At 65.2% G+C, this 19,332-nt stretch carries 19 protein-coding genes and 1 tRNA gene; 8 read left to right on the plus strand and 12 right to left on the minus strand.

Annotated elements, in window-relative coordinates; genetic code table 11:
- Positions 1-54 precede the first annotated feature (54 nt).
- Positions 55-1,677, minus strand: coding sequence for an XRE family transcriptional regulator (locus ASD04_RS02410; RefSeq protein ID WP_056251946.1), 1,623 nt, complete (start codon positions 1,675-1,677; stop codon positions 55-57).
- Between the two features lie 177 nt (positions 1,678-1,854).
- Between ASD04_RS02410 and ASD04_RS02415 the strand changes: the two genes are divergently transcribed.
- From ASD04_RS02415 to ASD04_RS02435, 5 genes are all read left to right on the plus strand, one after another.
- A complete protein-coding gene (locus tag ASD04_RS02415) occupies positions 1,855-3,210 on the plus strand; it encodes a substrate-binding protein (protein WP_056251949.1) in 1,356 nt (451 codons plus the stop codon).
- Between the two features lie 71 nt (positions 3,211-3,281).
- Positions 3,282-4,310: a branched-chain amino acid ABC transporter permease gene (locus ASD04_RS02420; RefSeq protein WP_056251951.1), complete on the plus strand. Its 1,029-nt coding sequence runs from the start codon at positions 3,282-3,284 to the stop codon at positions 4,308-4,310.
- A gap of 3 nt (positions 4,311-4,313) precedes the next feature.
- The gene (locus tag ASD04_RS02425) at positions 4,314-5,459 is read left to right on the plus strand and encodes a branched-chain amino acid ABC transporter permease (protein ID WP_056251954.1); all 1,146 of its coding nucleotides are present in this window, start codon (positions 4,314-4,316) and stop codon (positions 5,457-5,459) included.
- Between the two features lie 9 nt (positions 5,460-5,468).
- On the plus strand, positions 5,469-6,239 hold the full coding sequence (locus tag ASD04_RS02430; RefSeq protein WP_056251957.1) for an ABC transporter ATP-binding protein: 771 nt from the start codon (positions 5,469-5,471) through the stop codon (positions 6,237-6,239).
- A 29-nt stretch (positions 6,240-6,268) separates the two neighbouring features.
- Positions 6,269-7,009 (plus strand): ABC transporter ATP-binding protein, encoded by a 741-nt coding sequence (locus tag ASD04_RS02435; protein WP_056252828.1) that lies wholly within the window; start codon positions 6,269-6,271, stop codon positions 7,007-7,009.
- A gap of 89 nt (positions 7,010-7,098) precedes the next feature.
- On the opposite strand, the gene ASD04_RS02440 is transcribed toward ASD04_RS02435, so the two are convergent.
- From ASD04_RS02440 to ASD04_RS02470, 8 genes are all read right to left on the minus strand, one after another.
- Positions 7,099-7,857: a 5-oxoprolinase subunit PxpA gene (locus ASD04_RS02440; protein WP_056251961.1), complete on the minus strand. Its 759-nt coding sequence runs from the start codon at positions 7,855-7,857 to the stop codon at positions 7,099-7,101.
- The gene (locus ASD04_RS02445) at positions 7,854-8,747 is read right to left on the minus strand and encodes a biotin-dependent carboxyltransferase family protein (RefSeq protein WP_056251964.1); all 894 of its coding nucleotides are present in this window, start codon (positions 8,745-8,747) and stop codon (positions 7,854-7,856) included. The genes ASD04_RS02440 and ASD04_RS02445 overlap by 4 nt, the downstream gene beginning before the upstream one ends.
- Entirely contained in the window at positions 8,744-9,409 is a 666-nt protein-coding gene (locus ASD04_RS02450; protein ID WP_056251968.1) for a carboxyltransferase domain-containing protein, read from the minus strand. Before ASD04_RS02450 ends, ASD04_RS02445 begins: the two co-directional genes overlap by 4 nt.
- A 172-nt stretch (positions 9,410-9,581) precedes the next feature.
- Entirely contained in the window at positions 9,582-9,758 is a 177-nt protein-coding gene (locus ASD04_RS19295; protein WP_156460475.1) for a hypothetical protein, read from the minus strand.
- 119 nt (positions 9,759-9,877) lie between these two features.
- Positions 9,878-10,111 (minus strand): hypothetical protein, encoded by a 234-nt coding sequence (locus tag ASD04_RS02455; RefSeq protein WP_156461099.1) that lies wholly within the window; start codon positions 10,109-10,111, stop codon positions 9,878-9,880.
- Between the two features lie 18 nt (positions 10,112-10,129).
- A tRNA-Ser gene (locus ASD04_RS02460) sits at positions 10,130-10,217 on the minus strand.
- A 177-nt stretch (positions 10,218-10,394) separates the two neighbouring features.
- Positions 10,395-11,366, minus strand: coding sequence for a quinone oxidoreductase (locus tag ASD04_RS02465; RefSeq protein WP_056251975.1), 972 nt, complete (start codon positions 11,364-11,366; stop codon positions 10,395-10,397).
- Positions 11,363-12,256 carry a TerC family protein gene (locus ASD04_RS02470; RefSeq protein WP_082530925.1) on the minus strand — a complete coding sequence of 298 codons (894 nt, stop codon included), beginning with the start codon at positions 12,254-12,256 and terminating at the stop codon, positions 11,363-11,365. The genes ASD04_RS02465 and ASD04_RS02470 overlap by 4 nt, the downstream gene beginning before the upstream one ends.
- A gap of 187 nt (positions 12,257-12,443) precedes the next feature.
- Here ASD04_RS02470 and ASD04_RS02475 point away from each other — a divergent pair, with 187 nt between their 5' ends.
- The 3 genes from ASD04_RS02475 to ASD04_RS02485 are packed head-to-tail and all read left to right on the plus strand — an operon-like array spanning position 12,444 to position 14,514.
- Positions 12,444-12,896: a hypothetical protein gene (locus ASD04_RS02475; RefSeq protein ID WP_056251979.1), complete on the plus strand. Its 453-nt coding sequence runs from the start codon at positions 12,444-12,446 to the stop codon at positions 12,894-12,896.
- A complete protein-coding gene (locus ASD04_RS02480; RefSeq protein WP_056251982.1) occupies positions 12,896-13,366 on the plus strand; it encodes a DUF6691 family protein in 471 nt (156 codons plus the stop codon). The genes ASD04_RS02475 and ASD04_RS02480 overlap by 1 nt, the downstream gene beginning before the upstream one ends.
- The gene (locus tag ASD04_RS02485; protein WP_056251985.1) at positions 13,363-14,514 is read left to right on the plus strand and encodes an FAD-dependent monooxygenase; all 1,152 of its coding nucleotides are present in this window, start codon (positions 13,363-13,365) and stop codon (positions 14,512-14,514) included. The genes ASD04_RS02480 and ASD04_RS02485 overlap by 4 nt, the downstream gene beginning before the upstream one ends.
- A 70-nt stretch (positions 14,515-14,584) precedes the next feature.
- On the opposite strand, the gene ASD04_RS02490 is transcribed toward ASD04_RS02485, so the two are convergent.
- The 3 genes from ASD04_RS02490 to ASD04_RS02500 form a co-directional block, all read right to left on the minus strand.
- A complete protein-coding gene (locus tag ASD04_RS02490) occupies positions 14,585-15,319 on the minus strand; it encodes an invasion associated locus B family protein (protein ID WP_056251988.1) in 735 nt (244 codons plus the stop codon).
- 145 nt (positions 15,320-15,464) lie between these two features.
- On the minus strand, positions 15,465-18,950 hold the full coding sequence (mfd, locus tag ASD04_RS02495) for a transcription-repair coupling factor (protein WP_056251991.1): 3,486 nt from the start codon (positions 18,948-18,950) through the stop codon (positions 15,465-15,467).
- Complete coding sequence (locus tag ASD04_RS02500; protein WP_056251994.1) at positions 18,947-19,225, minus strand: succinate dehydrogenase assembly factor 2; 279 nt, start codon at positions 19,223-19,225, stop codon at positions 18,947-18,949. Before ASD04_RS02500 ends, mfd begins: the two co-directional genes overlap by 4 nt.
- Positions 19,226-19,332: the final 107 nt, after the last annotated feature.

The raw sequence follows: 19,332 nt of genomic DNA on the forward strand, positions 1-19,332 counted from the left end.
TCCCCCCTCGGCACTGGCGGTCTCCCCTCCGCCCGTATCGGCACTAAATCGCAATCAGGCCGGATCGCCAAGGTCCAAATCGGCCGGAAGCAGCGGCGCCCGGATTTCGGCACGCCCACCGCCGGGCGAAAGCGCCTCTTCCTGCCGGCTGGCGCAGTTGCGTCGCGTGCAGAGCCGGCAGCGCGGCCCCACAGGAATGTCGGCCGACAAATCCAGCAGGTCGAGGCCAGAGCCGTAGATGGTGCGGTCGGCATGCAGCACGTCGCAGGCCAGCATCACCGACGACATGGCGGGTTGTTCGCGGAACGATCCGGCCCGCCGCTGCACTGTGCGCGCCAGGAACAGGTAGCGCGAGCCGTCCGAGAAACGGACCACCTGCCGCAGCATCGTGTCGGGAGTGCGGAAGGCGCCATAGATGGCCCAGAGCGGACAGGCATGGCCGCTATTGGGCAGCAGCAGGCCGGGCAGCGGAAAGTGCTTGGTCAGCCTGCCGGCGGGATCGGAGCGCAGGAAGCCGAAGGCGATGCCCTCCTCGCCGGGCCGGCGCAGCGTCATCAGGCGATGGGCCACCTGCTCGAAGCTGGCATGGTAGACCTGGCGCAGGTGATCGATGTCGTAGGAAGCCGCCTCGGCATCCTGCAGCATCCGCGAATAGGGAAACACCATGGCCCCGGCCAGGTATGAGCCGATGGCGCGCGAGGCCAGCCGCCGGGCCGTCGGCGTGGACAGGGTCGCGTTTTCCAGCGTGTGCGTAATGGCATCGGCCGCGGCCAGTTCGCCATAGAGCCGGGCGAGCTGGAACTGTCGCGTCGCCAGGGTCGAGGCGCCCTGGAACCACATGACGCGCCGCGGCGCGTCGAAGCGGTACTGGCCGGGAAATTCGGGGTCCGGCGGTTCGCCCCCCACCACGACAGCGATGTTGAACGCGCTGGCCAGCAGGTCGGTCAGCGTGCCGATGCCAAAGGGCCCGGCCCGCTCGATCTCCTGCCGCAAGGTGTCGGCAACCTGTTCCAGTTCGGGAAAGTGGTTATCCTGCTCGATGATGAGGTCATCGATTTCGCGCGCCGGTGAGACACTGCGCCGGTTGCGGCTCGAGGTCTCGAACTGGCCGATCAGGTTGCGGGCCACGTCCGACAGGGTACGGGCCTCGCGCGCGATCGCCCCGCGGAAGCGGCGCCGCTCTGCGTCGTCGAGGTCGCTGACGTCCTCCAGGATTTCCGCGCTGGAGCGGACCGCGGTGATGCCCGACAGGATCTGGTGCAGCAGCTGGCTCAGCAGCGGGTCCGAGCGCAGCCGGTCGGCATAGGCGTCGGCATTGGCGATGGCGCCGGAATAGGCCCGGTGCAGGCGCGCCAAGGCCGCGGCGCTGGCCGGGTATTGCGCCACCAGCTCGCGCCGCTCGTCGGGACGGAATGGCAGCGACTCGACCATGGGGTCGGCGAAGGCCTCTTCGAGGTCCTGCAACAGTTTCTGCTCGGCCCTTCCGGCCAGTTCATCGATGTCGATATCGAGTTGCGCCGCCACCCGGTTCAGCAAGGCGCCGCCGATATCGCGCTTGTTGTTCTCGATCAGGTTCAGATAGCTCGGCGAAATGCCGACCAGGCGCGCCAGCGCCGCCTGGGAAATCTTGAGCGATTTCCGTCTGTTGCTGATGCGAAAGCCGATCGGTGCGCGCATGATGGAGGCTCCGTGTCAACGTATTGACAAATCTAACTCTCTATAAGAACAACAATTTACAGAATATCGCTGCAATTACAATGGGCTATTGCCGTCATTTTCTTCCAATGGCCATAATCTGCGCGCGGTGAGCTGCTGGCCATGTATCAGTCGCCCCGCGCCAAAAGGAGGAAATCAATGACACTTTTGAAGCGTGGTCTGACTCGTCGCAGGGTTCTGCAGACCGGTATGGCCGGCATTATCGGCTCGGGCGTTGCGCCCCTGATGTTCACCAAGGGCGCCTGGGCGCAGGAATTCTGCAACAATCCGACCGGCGACACCGTGACGCTCGGCTTCGTCATGCCCCTCACCGGCGCCTATGCCGATGAAGGCGCCGATCAGCAGCGCGCATTCCTGCTCGCCGTGGAACATCTCAATGGTGAAGGCGATGGCGGCCTGCTGCCGACCTTCTCGTCCAAGGTTCTCAAGGGCAACGGCATCCTGGGCAAGAAGGTGGCCTATGTCACCGGCGACGACCAGACCAAGTCCGATGCCGGCCGTGACGCTGCCCGCCGCATGATCGAGCGCGACGGCGCCATCATGATCAGCGGTGCCTCGTCCTCGGGCGTGGCCATTGCCGAGCAGGCCCTGTGCCAGGAAATGGGCGTCATCTACATGGCGGGCCTCACCCACTCCAACGACACCACCGGCAAGGACAAGAAGCGCTACGGCTTCCGCCACTTCTTCAACGCCTATCAGTCGGGCACCGCCATCGCCCCGGTTCTCGGCGAAGCCTATGGCAAGGATCGTCGCGCCTACCACCTGACCTCGGACTATACCTGGGGCTGGACGCAGGAAGAATCGATCAAGAACGCCACCGAAGCCATGGGCTGGGAAACCGTCGCGGCCGTGCGTACGCCGGTTGGCGCCGGCGACTTCAGCCAGTACATCACGCCGGTCCTGAATTCGGGCGCCGACGTGCTGATCCTCAACCACTACGGCTTTGACGGCGTCAACTCGCTCACCCAGGCCGTGCAGTTCGGCCTGCGCGACCGCCAGGCCAACGGCAAGGACTTCCAGATCGTGCTGCCGCTCGTGTCCGACCTCATGGCGCAGGGCGCCGGCGAGGCCATCAAGGGCATCTACGGCACAGCCAACTGGGATTGGCAGCTCGACGATGCGGCCAGCGGCGCCTTCACCCGCTCGTTCGGCGCCAAATATGGTCAGCCGCCGAGCCAGATCGCGCAGACATCCTATGTGCAGGCCCTGCTCTATGCAGACGCGGTCGAACGCGCCGGCACCTTCTATCCGCCCGAAGTCATCAAGGCGCTGGAAGGCTTCGAGTTTGACGGCATGGGCAATGGCCCGACGCTGTATCGTGCCGAAGACCATCAGTGCCTCAAGGAAGTGCTTGTGGTTCAGGGCCGCGAAAACCCCTCGACCACCTTTGACGTGCTGCAGACCGTGCAGAAGGTGGGCCGCGACGTGGCCGACTATGACGCCTCGATCTTCGAAGGCGAACTGGGTCCGTACGACGCCGCCTTGTGCGCCTGATCGACCAATCGCACCGTATCCGGCCCGGCTGCCAAGGCAGCCGGGTTCCCTCGATTTAAGGAGCCGGGCGGATGGAAACCATCCTCGCGCAACTTTTGAACGGCCTCGACAAGGGCGGCGCCTATGCGCTGATCGCGCTCGGCCTCACCCTGGTTTTCGGCACGCTCGGCGTCGTCAATTTTGCCCATGGCGCCCTCTTCATGCTGGGGGCCTTCTGTGCCGTGGCCTTCCGCCAGTTCATCACCTACGAAACGGTGACGCTGGACCCCACCAAGCTGTCGCCCTGGGGCGCCCCGCTCGAAATCAAGACGCCCATGGCGCAGATCTGGTTCGGCGATTTCGGCGCGGTGCTGATCAACTGGTCGGTGCCGATTTCGATCCTGTTGGCCATTCCGGTGATGCTGGTCATCGGCATCGCCATGGAGCGCGGCCTCATCAAGCATTTCTACAAGCGCGCCCATATGGACCAGATCCTGGTCACCTTTGGCCTGGCCATCGTGCTGCAGGAAGTGGTGAAGGCCATTTTCGGCGCCAATCCGATTTCCCAGCCGATGCCGGTCGAGCTGCGCGGCAGCGCCGATATCGGCGCCATGCTGGGCCTGACGCCGGGCATGGTCACCTATCCGATCTGGCGGCTGATCTATTTCCTGTTCTCGGCCAGCATTATCGGTGCGGTCTTCGCCTTCCTGCGGCTGACCACCTTCGGCATGGTGGTGCGCGCCGGCATGGCGGACCGTGAAACCGTCGGCATCCTCGGAATCAACATCGACCGGCGCTTTACCATCATGTTCGGGCTGGCCGCCGTCGTCGCCGGGCTGGCGGGCGTGATGTATACGCCGCTCGTGCCGCCCAACTATCACCTGGGCATGGACTTCCTGGTTCTCAGCTTCGTGGTCGTCGTGGTCGGCGGCATGGGCTCGCTGCCCGGTGCGGTTGCGGCCGGGTTCCTGCTGGGCATCCTGCAGTCCTTTGCCTCCATGACCGAGATCAAGGCGATCATTCCCGGCATTGACCAGATCATCATCTACCTTGTTGCCGTCGTCATCCTGCTTGTGCGCCCGCGTGGGTTGCTGGGCCGCCGCGGCGTCATGGAGACCTGAGCCATGAACATCTTCTACCTGCCCCGGCGCGATGCCATCACCCTGGCCGTTTTCGCCCTTGTCGTGCTGACCATGCCGATCTGGCTGGTGCCGTTCGGCGCCGCCTATCCAGGCCTGATGCAGAAATTCGCCATCTTCGCCATCTTCGCAGTGGGCTATAACGTGCTCTTCGGCCTGACGGGCTATCTCAGCTTCGGCCATGCCGCCTTTCTGGGCGTCGGCTCGTATACCGCGGTCTGGACCTTCAAGCTGATGACCATGAATGTCATCCCGGCGATGATCTTCGCGGTCATCGTTTCAGGCCTGTTCGCCCTGGCCATCGGCTTTGTCAGCCTGCGGCGCTCGGGCATCTACTTCTCCATCCTGACGCTGGCCTTTGCCCAGATGTGCTACAATCTGGCCTATTCGGTGTTGACGCCGATCACCAATGGCGAGACTGCTTTGCAGCTCACCATTAACGATCCGCGCGTCCTCGACCTGATGTTCAGCGAGCGTGGCGCGGGCCTGCCCTCGCCATCGCTGCTGGGACAGGGCATGTCGGGCATCGAGGCCTTCTATGTGGTCGCGGTGGTCCTGCTCATCGCCTTCTACATCGCCCAGAAGATTTTCGTGTCGCCCTTCGGCATGATGCTGCGCGCCATCAAGTCCAACCAGACGCGCATGCACTATACCGGCTTCAACACCCGGCCCTATGCGCTGACGGCCTTCGTCATATCGGGCATGTATGCCGGCCTGGCCGGGTCGCTGCTGGCGGCGACCGATCCGCTGGCCGGGGCCGAGCGCATGCAGTGGACGGCATCGGGCGAAGTGGTGCTGATGACCATCCTCGGTGGTGTCGGCACCCTGATCGGGCCCGTCATCGGAGCCTGGCTCATCAAGTATTTCGAAAACATCTTCTCCGGCTTCAACGATGCCATGCTGCATCACACCTTCTCCTGGCTGCCGCAGGGCGCCCAGGATGTGGTGGTCGCCATAACGAGCAAGTTCGTCGGCGAGGGCTGGCAGCTTTCGCTGGGCCTGATCTTCGTTCTCGTCGTGGTGTTCCTGCCCGGCGGTGTCATGGAAGGCATAAGGCGCTTTTCTTCCATCTTCCGAAACCGGCGCGAGCCAGGCCCGACCGGGGCCCTCAAGACCAGCCCCGCGGAATAGGAGAGCGTCATGTCGGAAACCAAAGGTAATGTCGTTCTGCATGTGGCCGACGTCCACAAGCGCTTCGGGGGGCTGCATGCCCTCGCCGATATCGACCTGCAGGTCGAGGAAGGCCAGACCCACGCCATCATCGGCCCCAACGGGGCCGGCAAGTCGACCCTGCTCAACGTGATCATCGGCAAGCTGGCGCCCAGCAGCGGGGCCGTCGTGTTCGACGGCAATGTGCTGACCGGCCGCAAGCCCTATGAGATCAACCAGATGGGCATCGCCCGGGTGTTCCAGACGCCCGAGATTTTCACCGACCTCAGCGTGCTGCACAATGTGATGATACCCGCCCTCGCCCGCCGCGATGGCGCGTACAAATTCAACATATTGCGGGCGCTGGAGCGGGAAACCGGCATCCGTCAGGAGGCCGAGGCGATGCTCGAGGATGTGGGCATGCACAGCCGCCGCGACATGGCGGCCGGCAGCCTCAGCCGTGGCGACAAGCGCCGCATGGAGCTGGCCATGTGCCTGATCCAGCATCCGCGCCTGCTGCTGCTGGACGAGCCGACCGCCGGCATGAGCCGCCACGATACCAACACGACGATCGAGCTGCTCAAGAAGATCAAGAGCCGCGGCATGACCAAGGTCATCATCGAGCATGACATGCATGTCGTGTTTTCGTTGGCCGACAAGATATCGGTGCTTGCCCAGGGTCGGATCATCGCCGACGGCACGCCCGATCAGGTGCGCGGCAACCCCAAAGTGCAGGAAGCCTATCTCGGAGGGGCCCATTGATGAGCGCCATCGCCATGGAGACTCAGATCATGTCGGACAGCCAGGCCGCCAGCGTCGAAACCACGCGGCCCTTCTTCTCGATCCGCGACATGCACGCTTATTACGGCGAGAGCTACATCGTGCAGGGTGTGTCGCTCGATATCCGCCAGGGTGAAATCCTGGCTTTGCTCGGCCGCAACGGCGCCGGCAAGACGTCGACTTTGCGCACCATCGCCCGCACCGACAATCCGCAGATGCGGCAGGGCGAGATCTGGCTGGACGGCAAGCCGATCCACCAGATGAAATCTTATGAAGCGGCGCGATCCGGCATCCAGCTGGTGCCCGAGGATCGCCGCATTATTTCCGGCCTGACCGTGGAAGAGAACATTACCCTTGCCAAGGTGGCGCCGGGCAATGGCTGGAGCATCGAGCAGATTTACGAAAGCTTCCCGCGGCTGGCCGAGCGCCGCAAGCAGGAAGGCGTGACCCTGTCGGGCGGCGAGCAGCAGATGCTGGCCATTGCCCGTGCCCTGGCCCGCAACCTCAAGCTGCTGCTGCTCGACGAGCCCTATGAGGGGCTCGCCCCGGTCATCGTGCACGAGATCGAGCGCATCCTGCATTCGATCAAGCCGCTGGGCATCACCACCATAATCGTCGAACAGAACGCCGTGGCCGCCCTCAAGCTGGCCGACCGCGCCGTCATCCTCGATACCGGCGAGGTCGCCTTTGCCGGCACCGCCAAGGAGGTTCTCGACAATACCGAACTTCGCCACGAATACTTGGCCATCTGAGTATCTGGCGATCTAGAGCTACCCTGGGTCTTTCGACCAAGGCATTCCGCCGATCTCACCTCTCCCCAGAGAGGCCCAGGGTACGTTTTCTACTCCGGCACTTCCGGTTGCTGCGCGGCGACGGCGATCCCCTCGCCTTCCAGCGCATCGCGCACGTCACGCGCCAGGTCGACCGCGCCCGGCGTGTCGCCATGCAGGCAGATCGAGCGCGAAGTGGATTTCAGCACCGTGCCGTCGATGGCGACGATCTCGCCCGCCTTGGCCAGCCGCAGGCAGCGCGCGATGACCGCCTCCACATCGTGGATCACCGCGCCTTCCTGGGAACGCGGCACCAGCAGGCCCTCGCCCGTATAGGCCCGGTCGGCATAGGCCTCGCGGATCAGCGGCATGCCCACCGCCTTTGCCGCCCGCACCTGCTCGCTATTGTCGAGCGCCAGCACCGCCATTTTCGGGTCCATGGCCTGGATGGTGGCGAAAATACCCACGGCGAAAGCCAGCTCCTCCGCCGTCTGGTTGGCCAGCGCGCCATGCAGCTTCACATAGCTGAGCGGCACGCCGACCTCGTCGGCGATGAAGCGGATGAGGAAAAGCTGGCTGCGGATTTGCCCCAGCAACTGGTCGAGCGGCATGACCACGCGAAAGCGGCCGAACCGTTTGGGGTCGGCATAGCCCGGATGCGCCCCGGCCCGCACCCCGCGCGCCTTGCAGGTTTTCAGGATGTGCCGGATGGTCGGGGCATCCCCCGCATGGCCGCCGCAGGCGATGGAGGCACTGGAGACGATTTCGAGCAGGTCCTCGTCGGTCCCCATGCCCTCGCCCAGATCGGCATTGAGGTCGATTGACATCATGTTCGGCGGCTCCGCAACAGCGCCCGGGCATGTTCCACACTGACCGGCTCGAAGGCAACCGGCGTTCCGGGCCGCAATTGCGCAAAGCGATCGAGATCGGCCGAGATGACCGTGGCAATGCGCGGATAGCCGCCGGTCGGCTGATGGTCGCGCATCAGCACGATGGGCGTGCCGTCGCCCAGGATCTGGATATCGCCCGGCACGATGGCATCGGAGGCCAGCGACAGGATCGCCGCATCGGCGAAGACCCGCCCGGCATCCTCCAGCCGCACCCCCATGCGATCGAGCCGCAGCGACACCACAAATTCCGCCGCTGCAAAGCGTTGCCGCAGCTCCGGCGAGAACAGGTCCGCATGCAGCCCCCAGGCCACGCGGATCGGGCCGTCATCTTGCGCCTCCGGACCCGCCCGCACCGGCACGGCAGCGCTCCCACCGGTCAATGCAACCTCGTCGCCCGCCTGCAGCACGCGCCCGCCCAGCCGCGCCCGGCTGTTGGTGGCAATGCTGCCCATCACCGGCGCCATATCCATATCGGCGTCAAACCGCAGATAGCCGTAATTGCCCCAGCGGCCCGGCGTCACCGCCAGCATATCGCCCGCCGCCAGCGTCACGGCTCCGGGCCAGTCCAGCGCCGCGCCATTGTGCCTTATGGTGAAATCGCCGCCGGCAAAGCCGACCCGGCATTGCCCCCGCGCCAGCCTGATGTCCAGCCCGGCCATGGTGAATTCCACGCCGCCCCGTCCGCCCCCGGCCAGCGCCCCGGCTTGGGCGAAGGCGCCCCCGTCCATCGGCCCCGACGCGCTGATGCCATGCCGCAGCATGCCGAAGCGCCCCTCGTCCTGGATGCTGGTCAGCGGCCCTGCCCGCACAATGGTCAGCACGGCACTCACGACACCGCCTCGAAGGCTACGCTGTCGCCGGCACCCAGCCGCGTCGGCGGCTCGGCTTGGGGATCGAAATTGCGAAAATCCGTCCGCCCGATCACATGCCAGCCCGTCGGCATCTCCGTCGCCGCAATCGCCGTTTGCCCCGCCGCGAACAACACGCTCCCCACCGGCACCGCTGACCGCACCGCCGTTCGGCGCGGCAGGACCAGCTTGTCGGCATGCAGCCCGCAATAAACGAAACCCGGCGCAAAGCCCGTCGCCAGCACGCGCAGCGGGGCGGCGTTGTGCGCGGCGATGAAATCGGCGGCCGACAGACCCAGCAAAGCCGCAACCTCATTGCGGTCCGGCCCGTCGAAGATAACGGGAATGGTCCAATGCGCCGTCGCCAGGGCCGCGTCGCCCAGCGCGAACAGGCGCAGCCGCAACTCCCCGGCAATCGTTGCGGGCGAGACAAGCGGATCGTAGCGCAGCAGGACCGAGACCAGGTTGGGCACCACCTCGACCACATCGGCAATGGGTTCGCGATCCAGCGCCAGGGCCAGCGCAATGGCTGCGCGGTTGGCAGCGTCGGTCAGCGCCGTACCGAAGCGCACCAGCAGGCTCCTGTCGCCCAGCGGAACGATGGTCGGCGTGGGAAATGTCTGGGGGGCGGACGAGCCAGCCACGACGCAGCCTCCTCGGCCGGAACATGGAGCCATGTCCTGCATGGACCAGCCCGGATCAGTCAACCCGGTCCATAAGCGGCGGAACTCTGCCGCGCTCGGAAGACCGTTCGATAGCGCCGTCGCCCTCAGGCAGCGGCCGGATTTGACCTGCCGGGACTAAACGTCCATTCGGTCAGTTGGGGTCTTTGCCGTCCTGTTCGATCACGGCATCGAAAAGCTCCCTGGCCTGCCCCACGCCGATCGCCTCGATGGCGACAGCGGCAATGGCAGCGAACAGCTCTGCGATTTCCTGGGGATCGGTGATTTCGGCGTCGTCGTCTTCGGCGTCGGCGTTGATCAGAGTGAACACAATAACGCGCCTCCAAGTTAGCCAATGGAGGCAGTGTGCGGCGATTCCCGTTACGGAATAAATAATGGAAATTGCGGGCTGCCCGGCCGGAGGGCAATTGCCAGAAAGGGCAGCGGCGCTTACTCTTCCGGCGCCGTGTTTGCCTCGAGCCAGGATTCGATCTCGTCGAGGCTCGCCGAAAATGGCTTGGGCACATTGCCGTAGAGTATGGTGTAATTTTCGTCACGGATGGCATGGCCGCCAGTCGTGCCGAGAACCTTCATCTTCTCGTCGGTGAGAATGGTCAGGCCATATCGCGCCGCGTAGCGCTTGAGCCGCCGCATCCGCGATACATCAAATTCCTTACGGCTCACGGCGCTTCCTCTGGTCTATGGCGGAAGGGGTGGGATTCGAACCCACGGATGCTTGCACATCGGCGGTTTTCAAGACCGCTGCAATCGACCACTCTGCCACCCTTCCATCCGCCCAGCGTTTAGCCGCAGAGCAGCGGGCTGTCCAGTGCCACGCCCTTGTGGTTCGAGGCGCTGAAGAAGCGCACCTCACCATGAGGGCTACTGCAACACCGAGCTAGAAGTAGCCCTCATGGTGAGGTGCGAGCTCTTCGCGAGCCTCGAACCACGAGGGCGTGGCACAGTGCTACGGCAGCAGCACCACCGAACCCGTCGTCTCGCGCCCTTCCAGCGCGCGATGCGCATCCGCCACCTGATCCAGCGGGAATGTCCGGCCGATCTCGATCTTGACGGCGCCGCTCAGCACGGCCGCAAACAGCTTGTCCGCGCCTTCCAGCAGGTCCGCGCGCTGGGCCAGATAGGTTGCGGTGGTCGGCCGCGTCACGTAGAGCGAGCCCTTGCGCGACAGCACGGTAATGTCAGGGATGGTCACCACGCCCGAGGCATTGCCGAAACTCACCATCAGCCCACGCGGCCTGAGGCAATCGAGCGATTTGTCGAATGTCGCCTTGCCGACGCCGTCATAGACCACGTCGACGCCTTTGCCGCCGGTGATCTCACGCACGCGGGCGGCGAAATCCTCTTTGTTGTAGTTGATGACATGATCGCAGCCATGCGCCCCGGCCAGCGCCACTTTCTCGTCGCTGCCCGCCGTGCCGATCACGGTGACGCCCAGCGCCTTGGCCCATTGCGTGGCGATGAGCCCGACCCCGCCCGCCGCCGCATGCCACAGGATGGTCTCTCCCTTGGCAACGGCCCAGGTCTGGAACAGCAGGTAATAGGCGGTCAGCCCCTTGAGCATGATGGCGGCGGCCGTGCGGTCGTCGATACCGTCAGGGATGGGCACCATGCGGTCGGCCGCGGCGATGCGCTCGGCGGCATAGGCGCCGATGTGACCCTGATAGGCCACGCGATCACCCACCTTGAACCCGCTCACGCCCTCGCCGATGGCGGTGATCACCCCGGCGCCTTCATTGCCCGCCACGAAAGGCGTCTTTACCGGATAGAGTCCCGAGCGCTGGTAGGTATCGATGAAATTGAGGCCAATGGCCGTCTGCCGCAGGGCCACCTGCCCCGGTCCGGGCGCGCCGAGCGTTTGGTCCTCCAGCAGCAGGACTTCGGGGCCACCGGTCTGGTGGACGACAACGGCCCGGCTCATTTCGACACCTTGGGCTTGCGCGGCGCCGATTTCGGCCGCGACTGGGCGCGGGCCGTGGGGCTGCTCTTGGCGCTCGGCTTCTTGCCGGCGACCGCAGCGACACCGGCTGCCGACGAGACCGAACCGGTATCCCCGGTAAAGGGCGTCATCTTGGGCCGAGCGGCCCCGCCCTTGCTGCCGGCCTTGCGCTGCTTGGCAATGATATTGATCGCTTCCACCAGTACCGAGAAGCCCATGGCGGCGTAGATATAGCCCTTGGGAATGTGGAAGCCGAGGCCATCGGCCACCAGCGACACGCCGATCAGCAGCAGGAAGGCCAGAGCCAGCATCTTGGTGGTCGGGTGGTCGGCGACGAATTTGGCCACCGGGCCGGAAGCGACGAACATCACCCCGACGGCGACGATGACGGCGGCGATCATCACCTCGACATGTTCGGCCATGCCGACGGCGGTGACGATGGAATCGATCGAGAACACCATGTCGATGACGATGATCTGGGCGATGATGGCGGAAAACACCGCCGAAGCGCCGGCCTTGAGGTCGGCCTCGTGCGGCTCTTCGATGGCGGCGTGCATTTCGTGCGTGGCCTTGTAGACAAGGAACACGCCGCCAGCGATCAGGATCAGGTCCTTCCAGGACAGATTGAGTCCGAAGGCGGAAATGGCCGGCTGGGTCAGGCTGATGATCCAGGAGATGACCAGCAGGAGCAGGATACGGAAGATCAGCGCCAGCGCCAGGCCCAGTTGGCGGGCACGGTCGGCCTGCGCCTTGGGCAGGCGCGACACCAGCACGGAAATGAAGACGATGTTGTCGATACCCAGCACGATTTCCATCACCGTGAGGGTACCGAAGGCGATCCAGGCATTGGGATCGGCCAATAGCTCAAGCATTGTCGGCTCCATTTCGAGTCACATACGTTTTGCTCATCTTAGCGGAGCTTGGCGCGCAGGAAAGGCCACTTGGCAGAGTTTTCCGCGCGGCGCGCCGTTGGCGGCACAAAGTCGCTGCTCTGGCGCTGGCCCCGGTATGGCGACGGGTGATAGCCTTGGCGCCAGTCTGTTTTTGCGAGTAACACAAATGGAATCGTTCACGCCGCTCACCGCCGCGCTTGGCGGCGCCCTTATCGGCCTTGCCGCCGCCGTGCTGTGGCTGGGCAATGGCCGTATCGCCGGCATATCCGGCATTTTTGGCCAGCTTTTGCCACCGGCGCAGACGGTAGTCTGGCGCGTGGTGTTCCTCGTAGCGCTGGTGGCCGCGACCTTTGCCGCAGCACAGCTCTTTCCCGGCCTTGGCGTGGGCGGCGAGGCTCCGGCCCGGCTGGTCGAGGCGCCGCCCGCCTGGGGCGTGCCGACGCCGGTCTGGCTGGCGATAGCGGGCCTGCTCACCGGCCTCGGCACCAAGATCGGCAATGGCTGCACCTCGGGCCATGGCGTCTGCGGGCTGGCCAGGCTGTCGCTGCGTTCGCTGGTGGCGATGCTGGTGTTTTTCGGCGTCGCCATCGTCACCGTCGCCGTGACGGGGGTGGTGTGATGGCCAATCTCAGGCTGCCCTACCTCGCCACCGCCGCGCTCAGCGGCTTGCTGTTCGGTTCCGGCCTTTACGTTTCGCAGATGGTCGATCCATTCAAGGTGCTGCACTTCCTCGATTTCGGCGCCATTCCCAGCGGCGGCTGGGACCCCAGTCTCGCGTTCGTCATGGGCGCGGCGCTCATCGTCATGTTTGTCGCCGTCCGCATCGGCAGGGGCCGCGCGGCGCCGCTGTTCGACACCAGCTTCCACGAGCCCGAATACAAAAAGATCGACCGGCGGCTGATCGGCGGCGCCGTGCTGTTCGGCATCGGCTGGGGCATGGCCGGCATCTGCCCCGGCCCGGCCATTTCGCTGATCGGCTTCCTGCCCGACAATCTCTGGATTTTCCTCGTCGCCATGTTCGCCGGCTCATTGGCCGGTAGCTTCATCGTGCCGAGCGGCCACGCCCGACGCCTGGCAGACGCAAAATGAGCGGCTATGACGCCGATGCCATCGTGGTAGGTGGCGGCCTTGCCGGGGCCGCCGCCGCCATTGCCGTCGCCAGGGCCGGGCTCAGGACCATCCATCTGGCGCCATCCGGCCCGCCCGACCGCCGCACTTCGGCGCTGATGATGCCGAGCGTGGATTTCCTGCGCAGCGCCGGGCTGATCGACGAGCCGGCCGCGCTCGGCCATGCGCTGACGCAGATCCGCATCATCGACGCCACCGGCCGGCTGATCCGCGCGCCCGAAACCCTGTTTGACGCCACCGAGGCCGGCATGGACGCCTTTGGCTGGAACTTTGCCAATATGCGGCTGCTGGAGCGCTTTCACGCTGTCGCCGCCACCCTGCCCAATCTCGAAACCCGTAACGTCGGGGCTACCGATTTGTCCGGCATCGGCATCGCCCTCGCCGACGGTTCCCGTCTCAGCGCCCCGCTGATCGTCGGCGCCGATGGCAAGAAATCGCTGGTCCGTGCTGCTTCCGGCATAAAGACCCGCGAAACCGCCTTCACCCAGGCGGCCCTGGTCTGCGACCTCGATCTCGGCCGCCCCATCGGCGGCGCCTCCATCGAGTTCCACTATCCGCAGGGGCCGTTCACCCTGGTTCCGGCAGGCGCCAATCGCGCCAATCTGGTGTGGATCGAGGACCGCGCGGTCCTCGAAGCCGCCAAGGCCGCGGGCCCCGAGGCGCTGGTCGCCACCTTCCTCGACAAGTCGCAGCGCCTGTTCGGCGCCATCACGCTGGCGAGCCCGGCCTTCGTCTTCCCGCTCAGCACGCTGGGCGTCGACAGCGCCGGAGCCGATGGCGTAGTGTTGGTGGGCGAAGCCGCCCACGCCTTCCCGCCTATCGGCGCGCAAGGGCTCAATCTGGGCCTGCGCGATGTCGCCGACCTCGCCGCGTCCCTTGCCGCCATCGACCGCACCACGCCCGATTGGGCCAGCCGCGTCAGCGCCGACTATGCCGCCCGCCGCGCCGCCGACCTCGCCCGCACCGGCGGCATGGTGGACACCCTGTTCCGCTCGCTGCTGGCCGAGATGATCCCGGCCCAGGCTTTGCGGGCCGGAGGCCTATGGGCGCTCAAGCTGACGCCGGGCCTGCGCAAGCAGGCTTTTGCGGTGGGCATGGGGGATCGCTGATACTCCGCCACGCCCACCAAACAAAAGGGCGCCGTCACCGGCGCCCTTTTAAAATTCCGATACCGAACCCTTACTGGGCCGGCGGCGTCTCCGCTGCCGGGGCGTCGGTGCCCGCGGCGGGGGCGGCCGTGCCGTCGAGCTGGCGGCGGAGTTCCTCGGCGCGGTCCTGCAGCACCTGCTCCAGCGCGTTCTCGCCCGAGGTTTCCTGGCGGAATTCGTCAAAGGTCAGCGCGGCGTCGCCATCATAGGCGGCGGTGAAGCCGGCCAGGGTGATCTCGATGGTCAGGTCCTGGTTCTGGCGGTTCTTGGCGGTCAGCTTGAGCGTGCCGCCCTTCTTGAGCGAGTTCACATACTGCTCGTTGATGACAAGCTGGGTGGCGCATGAGGTCGGGTCGCACAGCATGTAGGGCACGCGGATCGGCTTGGCGCCATCGATCTGCCAGGTCAGGCCGAACGGCAGCAACACGCCGAGCGGAACGGCCGCAACGGCAAGCAGCCGGCTTTCCTGGCCCGGATCGTCGCGCAGCAGGAACGAGCCAAGGAACTGGCCGTTGGCGAGAACCACCTGGCGCATGATGCAGGCCTGCTGCCCATCGGGCAGCGGATCGCAGACCTTGAGCCAGTTCTGGCTAGCCGCGGCGGCGTCGGCGGGAGCAGCAGCAGCACCCGCTGCGGGGGCCTCGGCAGCAGGCGCCTCGGCGGCCGGGGCTTCGGCTGGCGTGGCTTCCTGGGCATAGGCGGACAGGGGGGACAGCATGAGCGCGGCCACCGCAAAACCGGCGACGAGAGGTTTCCTGATGTTCATAGAATTTCCTTGGCTTCTTTGGCGGTCCCGGTGACCTTGTGCCACCTTGAGAATTGAACAGCCCTTCAAGTGCTGAATTCGGGCAATAACATGACCGATACTGCTTGCCAAAGCATTATGGCAGGACAGGGTTGATGTGACCCGGTCAGGACGCATTTTCGGCCAATTTTGCCAGGCGTGACAGGATTGCGGCGGCTCCCTTGAGCCGGTCGTTGGGGGTTGGCCAGTTGCGGGCGAACACGAGTTTCTGATCGGGCTTGATGCGAACCTGGTTGGCCGGGTCGCTCACCAGCCGCACCAAGGCCGTCGGATTGGGGAATTCGTTGTTGCGCAGGCTAATCACCGCGCCCTTGGGGCCGGCATCCACCTTTTCGACATTGGCCTGGCGGCAGAGCGCCTTGACCAGGATCACCTTAAGCAGCGCTTCCACCTCTTCCGGCAGCGGCCCGAAGCGGTCGATCAATTCTGCGCCAGCGGCGTCGATATCGCGGATATCGGTGAGGTCACCCAGCCGGCGATAGAGCTGCATGCGCAATTGCAGGTCGGGCACATAATGCTCGGGGATCATCACCGGCATGCCCAGCGAGATCTGCGGGCTCCATTCGTTGCGATCCTCGTATTCCTCGTCGCCGCTCTTGAGGTTGGCTACCGCCTCTTCCAACATCGCCTGGTAGAGCTCGTAGCCCACCTCGCGAATATGGCCCGATTGCTCGTCGCCCAGCAGGTTCCCGGCGCCGCGGATATCGAGGTCGTGGCTGGCGAGCTGGAACCCCGCGCCCAGGCTTTCCAGCGATTGCAGCACGCCCAGCCGCCGCTCGGCGGTATCGGTGAGCTTGCGGTCGGGCGGCACGGTGAACAGCGCATAGGCGCGCTGCTTGGCCCGGCCGATGCGGCCGCGGATCTGGTAAAGCTGCGCCAGCCCGAAATGGTCGGCGCGATGCACGATCAGCGTATTGGCATTGGGAATGTCCAGACCCGATTCAACGATCGTCGTCGCCACCAGGACGTCGAACTTGTTGTCGTAGAAGGCATTCATGATGTCGTCGAGTTCGCCCGGCGCCATCTGCCCATTGGCCACCACGAAGCTGACTTCGGGCACCTGCGCCTTGAGGAAATCGGCGATCTCGTGCTGGTCCCGGATGCGCGGCACCACGTAGAAGCTCTGTCCGCCACGATATTTTTCGCGCAGCAGCGCCTCGCGGATCGACAGCGCATCGAAGGGCGAGATGAAGGTGCGGATGGCCAGCCGGTCCACCGGCGGCGTCGCCAGCAGCGACAGGTCCCGTACCCCGGTCAGCGCCAGTTGCAGCGTGCGCGGGATCGGCGTCGCCGTCAGCGTCAGCACATGCACATTGGCCTTGAGTTCCTTGAGCCTTTCCTTGTGGCCCACGCCGAAATGCTGCTCCTCGTCGATGATCAGCAGGCCGAGATCCCTGAACCTGATCGTCTTGCTCAGCAGCGCATGCGTACCCACGACGATATCGACCTGTCCGTCGGCCAGCCCGTCCTTGGTCGCCTTCAGTTCTGCCGCCGGCACCATGCGCGAGGCATGGCGCACCCGCACCGGCAGGCCCTTGAAGCGTTCGGAGAAAGTCTTGAAATGCTGCCGCGCCAGCAAGGTCGTCGGCACCACCACGGCAACCTGCTTGCCGCTCAGGGCCAAGGCAAAGGCGGCGCGCAGGGCCACTTCGGTCTTGCCGAACCCCACATCGCCGCAGACCAGCCGGTCCATGACCCGGCCCGAGGTCACGTCGTCGAACACCGCCTCGATGGCGGCCATCTGGTCCTCGGTTTCCTCATAGGGGAAGCGGGCGGCGAATTCGTCATAGGCGCCGGGATTGATCTCGACCACATCGGCCCGCGTCAGCAGGCGCGCCGCCGCGATCTTGATGAGTTGCTCCGCCATTTCGCGGATGCGCTTCTTGAGCTTGCCCTTCTTGGCCTGCCAGGCCACGCCGCCCAGCCTGTCGAGTGTCACATTGCCGTCGTCGCTGCCATAGCGGGTCAGCAGCTCGATATTTTCCACCGGCAGGTAGAGCTTGGTGTCGCCGCCATATTCAAGCTCGACACATTCATGCGGCGCCCCGCCCGCCTCGATAACCTTGAGCCCGATGAAGCGGCCGATGCCGTGATCGACATGCACCACCAGGTCGCCGGCCGAAAGGCTCGCCGCCTCGGTCAGCGCGTCCGATGCCTTCTTCTTGCGCTGCGGCCGCAGGATGCGCTCGCCGAGAATGTCCTGCTCGCTGAGAACCAGCAGGTCCTTGGTCTCGAAGCCGGTTTCGAGCGGCAGCACCACCAGCGAGGTCGTGGCGGCGCTCGTCGTCTCGGCATCGCGCCAGTTTTCCGCCAGCCGCGGATTGGTCAACCCATGGTCCTTGAGCACCTGCACCATGCGGTCGCGCGTGCCCGTGCTCCAGCAGGCTACGATAGCCCGCCTGCCCGCGCGCCGTTCGGCCAGCAGCCGGTCCACCACCGACTGGAACAGGTTGGTGTCGGTCGCCTGCCGCTCGGCGGCAAAGCTGGGCGCGATATGCCCGCCGGCATCGTCACTTGCCTTGGTGTCCGGCGCCATGAACTGGCTGAGCTGGATCACCGAAGCGCCCGCCAGCGCGTAGGGATGCGCATCCACGTCGTAGAGCAATTCCGGCTTGATCGGCTTGTAGGGCGCTCCCGAGCCGGCCACCACCGGCAGCAACCGGGCCGCCTCGCGCGCATCGTAATAGTCGCGCACCTGCGTCACGCGGTCGGCATAGGCTTCCACCGCCTGCTCGTCGAAGACGAAAGGCGCATCGCCTACATAATCGGCCAGGGTGTCGAGATGTTCGTAGAAAAACGGCAGCCAGTGCTCTGTGCCCGAATAGCGCGAACCGCCGCTGACCGAGGCATAGAGCGTGTCGTCCACGGTATTGCCGCCAAACGTCGCCGTATAATTCTGCCGGAACCGTCTTATCGTCGTCTCGGTAAGTACCACTTCGCTCATCGGCGTCAGATCGACGCGCTTGAGCGTACCCGTTGTGCGCTGGCTGTCCGGGTCGAAAGTACGGATCGATTCGAGCTGGCTGCCGAAAAAGTCGAAGCGCAACGGCGCCTCGGCGCTGGCCGGGAACAGGTCCACCAGCCCGCCGCGCACCGCATATTCGCCGCTTTCACGCACCGTCGGCACGCGCAGATAGCCATTATTGGCCGCCCAGGCGATCAGCTTGTCGCTGTCGACGATCCGCCCGGTCGCCGCCGAAAAGCTCATGGTTTCCACCACGTCGCGCGGCGGTAGCTTCTGGATCAGCGCGTTGACCGCCGTCAGCACTACGGCGCCCTTGGCGCCCGATGTCAGCGCCGCCAGCGTGTTCATCCGCGCCGCGATAGTGACGTTATTGGGCGAAACCCGGTCATAAGGCAGGCTGTCCCAGGCCGGTAAAGTCAGGATGGTGTGTCCCGGCAGCATGGCGCTCAGGATATCGGCCATGCGCTGCATGCGCCGTCCATCACGCGCCACGAAGACCAGGCTCGCCGCATCCTCCGGTGCCGCCTCGATGCGCTGCTGCACCAGGCGCGCCAGCACCATGGGCTGCATGCCGTCGGGCACATTGGCAATGGTGCGCGCCGGGCGCTGCGGAACGACGTCGTTCATCGGGCCAGCCGCGCCTGATGGTCGGCGATAACCGCGTCGAGGAATGCCCGGTCGATATGGGCCGGTGGCTCGGCCTGCCCCATGACCCAGGTTAGCAGCGGCGGGTCTTCCTCGCTCATCAGCGCTTCCAGCCGATCGAGCTGGGTCGCGTCCATGGCCTCGGTATGGGCGTCGGCAAACGGCCCCAGCACGAGGTCCATCTCCCGCGTACCGCGGTGCCATGCCCGGTAGCGCAGCTTCTTGCGGCGCATGGAAATGTCTTCACCGGCTGTCATTTGACGCCATGATCCTGAGTTTGTTCCCGATTTGGACGCTTGTTTACGCGGATTAAGCCGGCTTGTCAGCCCTTGGACGACCTACAATCTCGATGTCATTCCGGCGC

Origin of the sequence: Devosia sp. Root436 (assembly GCF_001426345.1) — a bacterium.
Taxonomy (GTDB): domain Bacteria; phylum Pseudomonadota; class Alphaproteobacteria; order Rhizobiales; family Devosiaceae; genus Devosia.

Excerpts from the sequence above, each read along its gene's own strand:
- ASD04_RS02470 (WP_082530925.1), bottom strand. The coding sequence starts at position 12,256 with ATGCTTGAGCTATTGGCCGATCCCAATGCCTGGATCGCCTTCGGTACC.
- ASD04_RS02465 (WP_056251975.1), bottom strand. The coding sequence starts at position 11,366 with ATGAGCCGGGCCGTTGTCGTCCACCAGACCGGTGGCCCCGAAGTCCTG.
- ASD04_RS02440 (WP_056251961.1), bottom strand. The coding sequence starts at position 7,857 with ATGATGTCAATCGACCTCAATGCCGATCTGGGCGAGGGCATGGGGACC.
- mfd (WP_056251991.1), bottom strand. The coding sequence starts at position 18,950 with ATGAACGACGTCGTTCCGCAGCGCCCGGCGCGCACCATTGCCAATGTG.
- ASD04_RS02485 (WP_056251985.1), top strand. The coding sequence starts at position 13,363 with ATGAGCGGCTATGACGCCGATGCCATCGTGGTAGGTGGCGGCCTTGCC.
- ASD04_RS02420 (WP_056251951.1), top strand. The coding sequence starts at position 3,282 with ATGGAAACCATCCTCGCGCAACTTTTGAACGGCCTCGACAAGGGCGGC.
- ASD04_RS02425 (WP_056251954.1), top strand. The coding sequence starts at position 4,314 with ATGAACATCTTCTACCTGCCCCGGCGCGATGCCATCACCCTGGCCGTT.
- ASD04_RS02475 (WP_056251979.1), top strand. The coding sequence starts at position 12,444 with ATGGAATCGTTCACGCCGCTCACCGCCGCGCTTGGCGGCGCCCTTATC.
- ASD04_RS02480 (WP_056251982.1), top strand. The coding sequence starts at position 12,896 with ATGGCCAATCTCAGGCTGCCCTACCTCGCCACCGCCGCGCTCAGCGGC.
- ASD04_RS02500 (WP_056251994.1), bottom strand. The coding sequence starts at position 19,225 with ATGACAGCCGGTGAAGACATTTCCATGCGCCGCAAGAAGCTGCGCTAC.
- ASD04_RS02430 (WP_056251957.1), top strand. The coding sequence starts at position 5,469 with ATGTCGGAAACCAAAGGTAATGTCGTTCTGCATGTGGCCGACGTCCAC.
- ASD04_RS02490 (WP_056251988.1), bottom strand. The coding sequence starts at position 15,319 with ATGAACATCAGGAAACCTCTCGTCGCCGGTTTTGCGGTGGCCGCGCTC.
- ASD04_RS02410 (WP_056251946.1), bottom strand. The coding sequence starts at position 1,677 with ATGCGCGCACCGATCGGCTTTCGCATCAGCAACAGACGGAAATCGCTC.
- ASD04_RS02435 (WP_056252828.1), top strand. The coding sequence starts at position 6,269 with ATGTCGGACAGCCAGGCCGCCAGCGTCGAAACCACGCGGCCCTTCTTC.
- ASD04_RS02415 (WP_056251949.1), top strand. The coding sequence starts at position 1,855 with ATGACACTTTTGAAGCGTGGTCTGACTCGTCGCAGGGTTCTGCAGACC.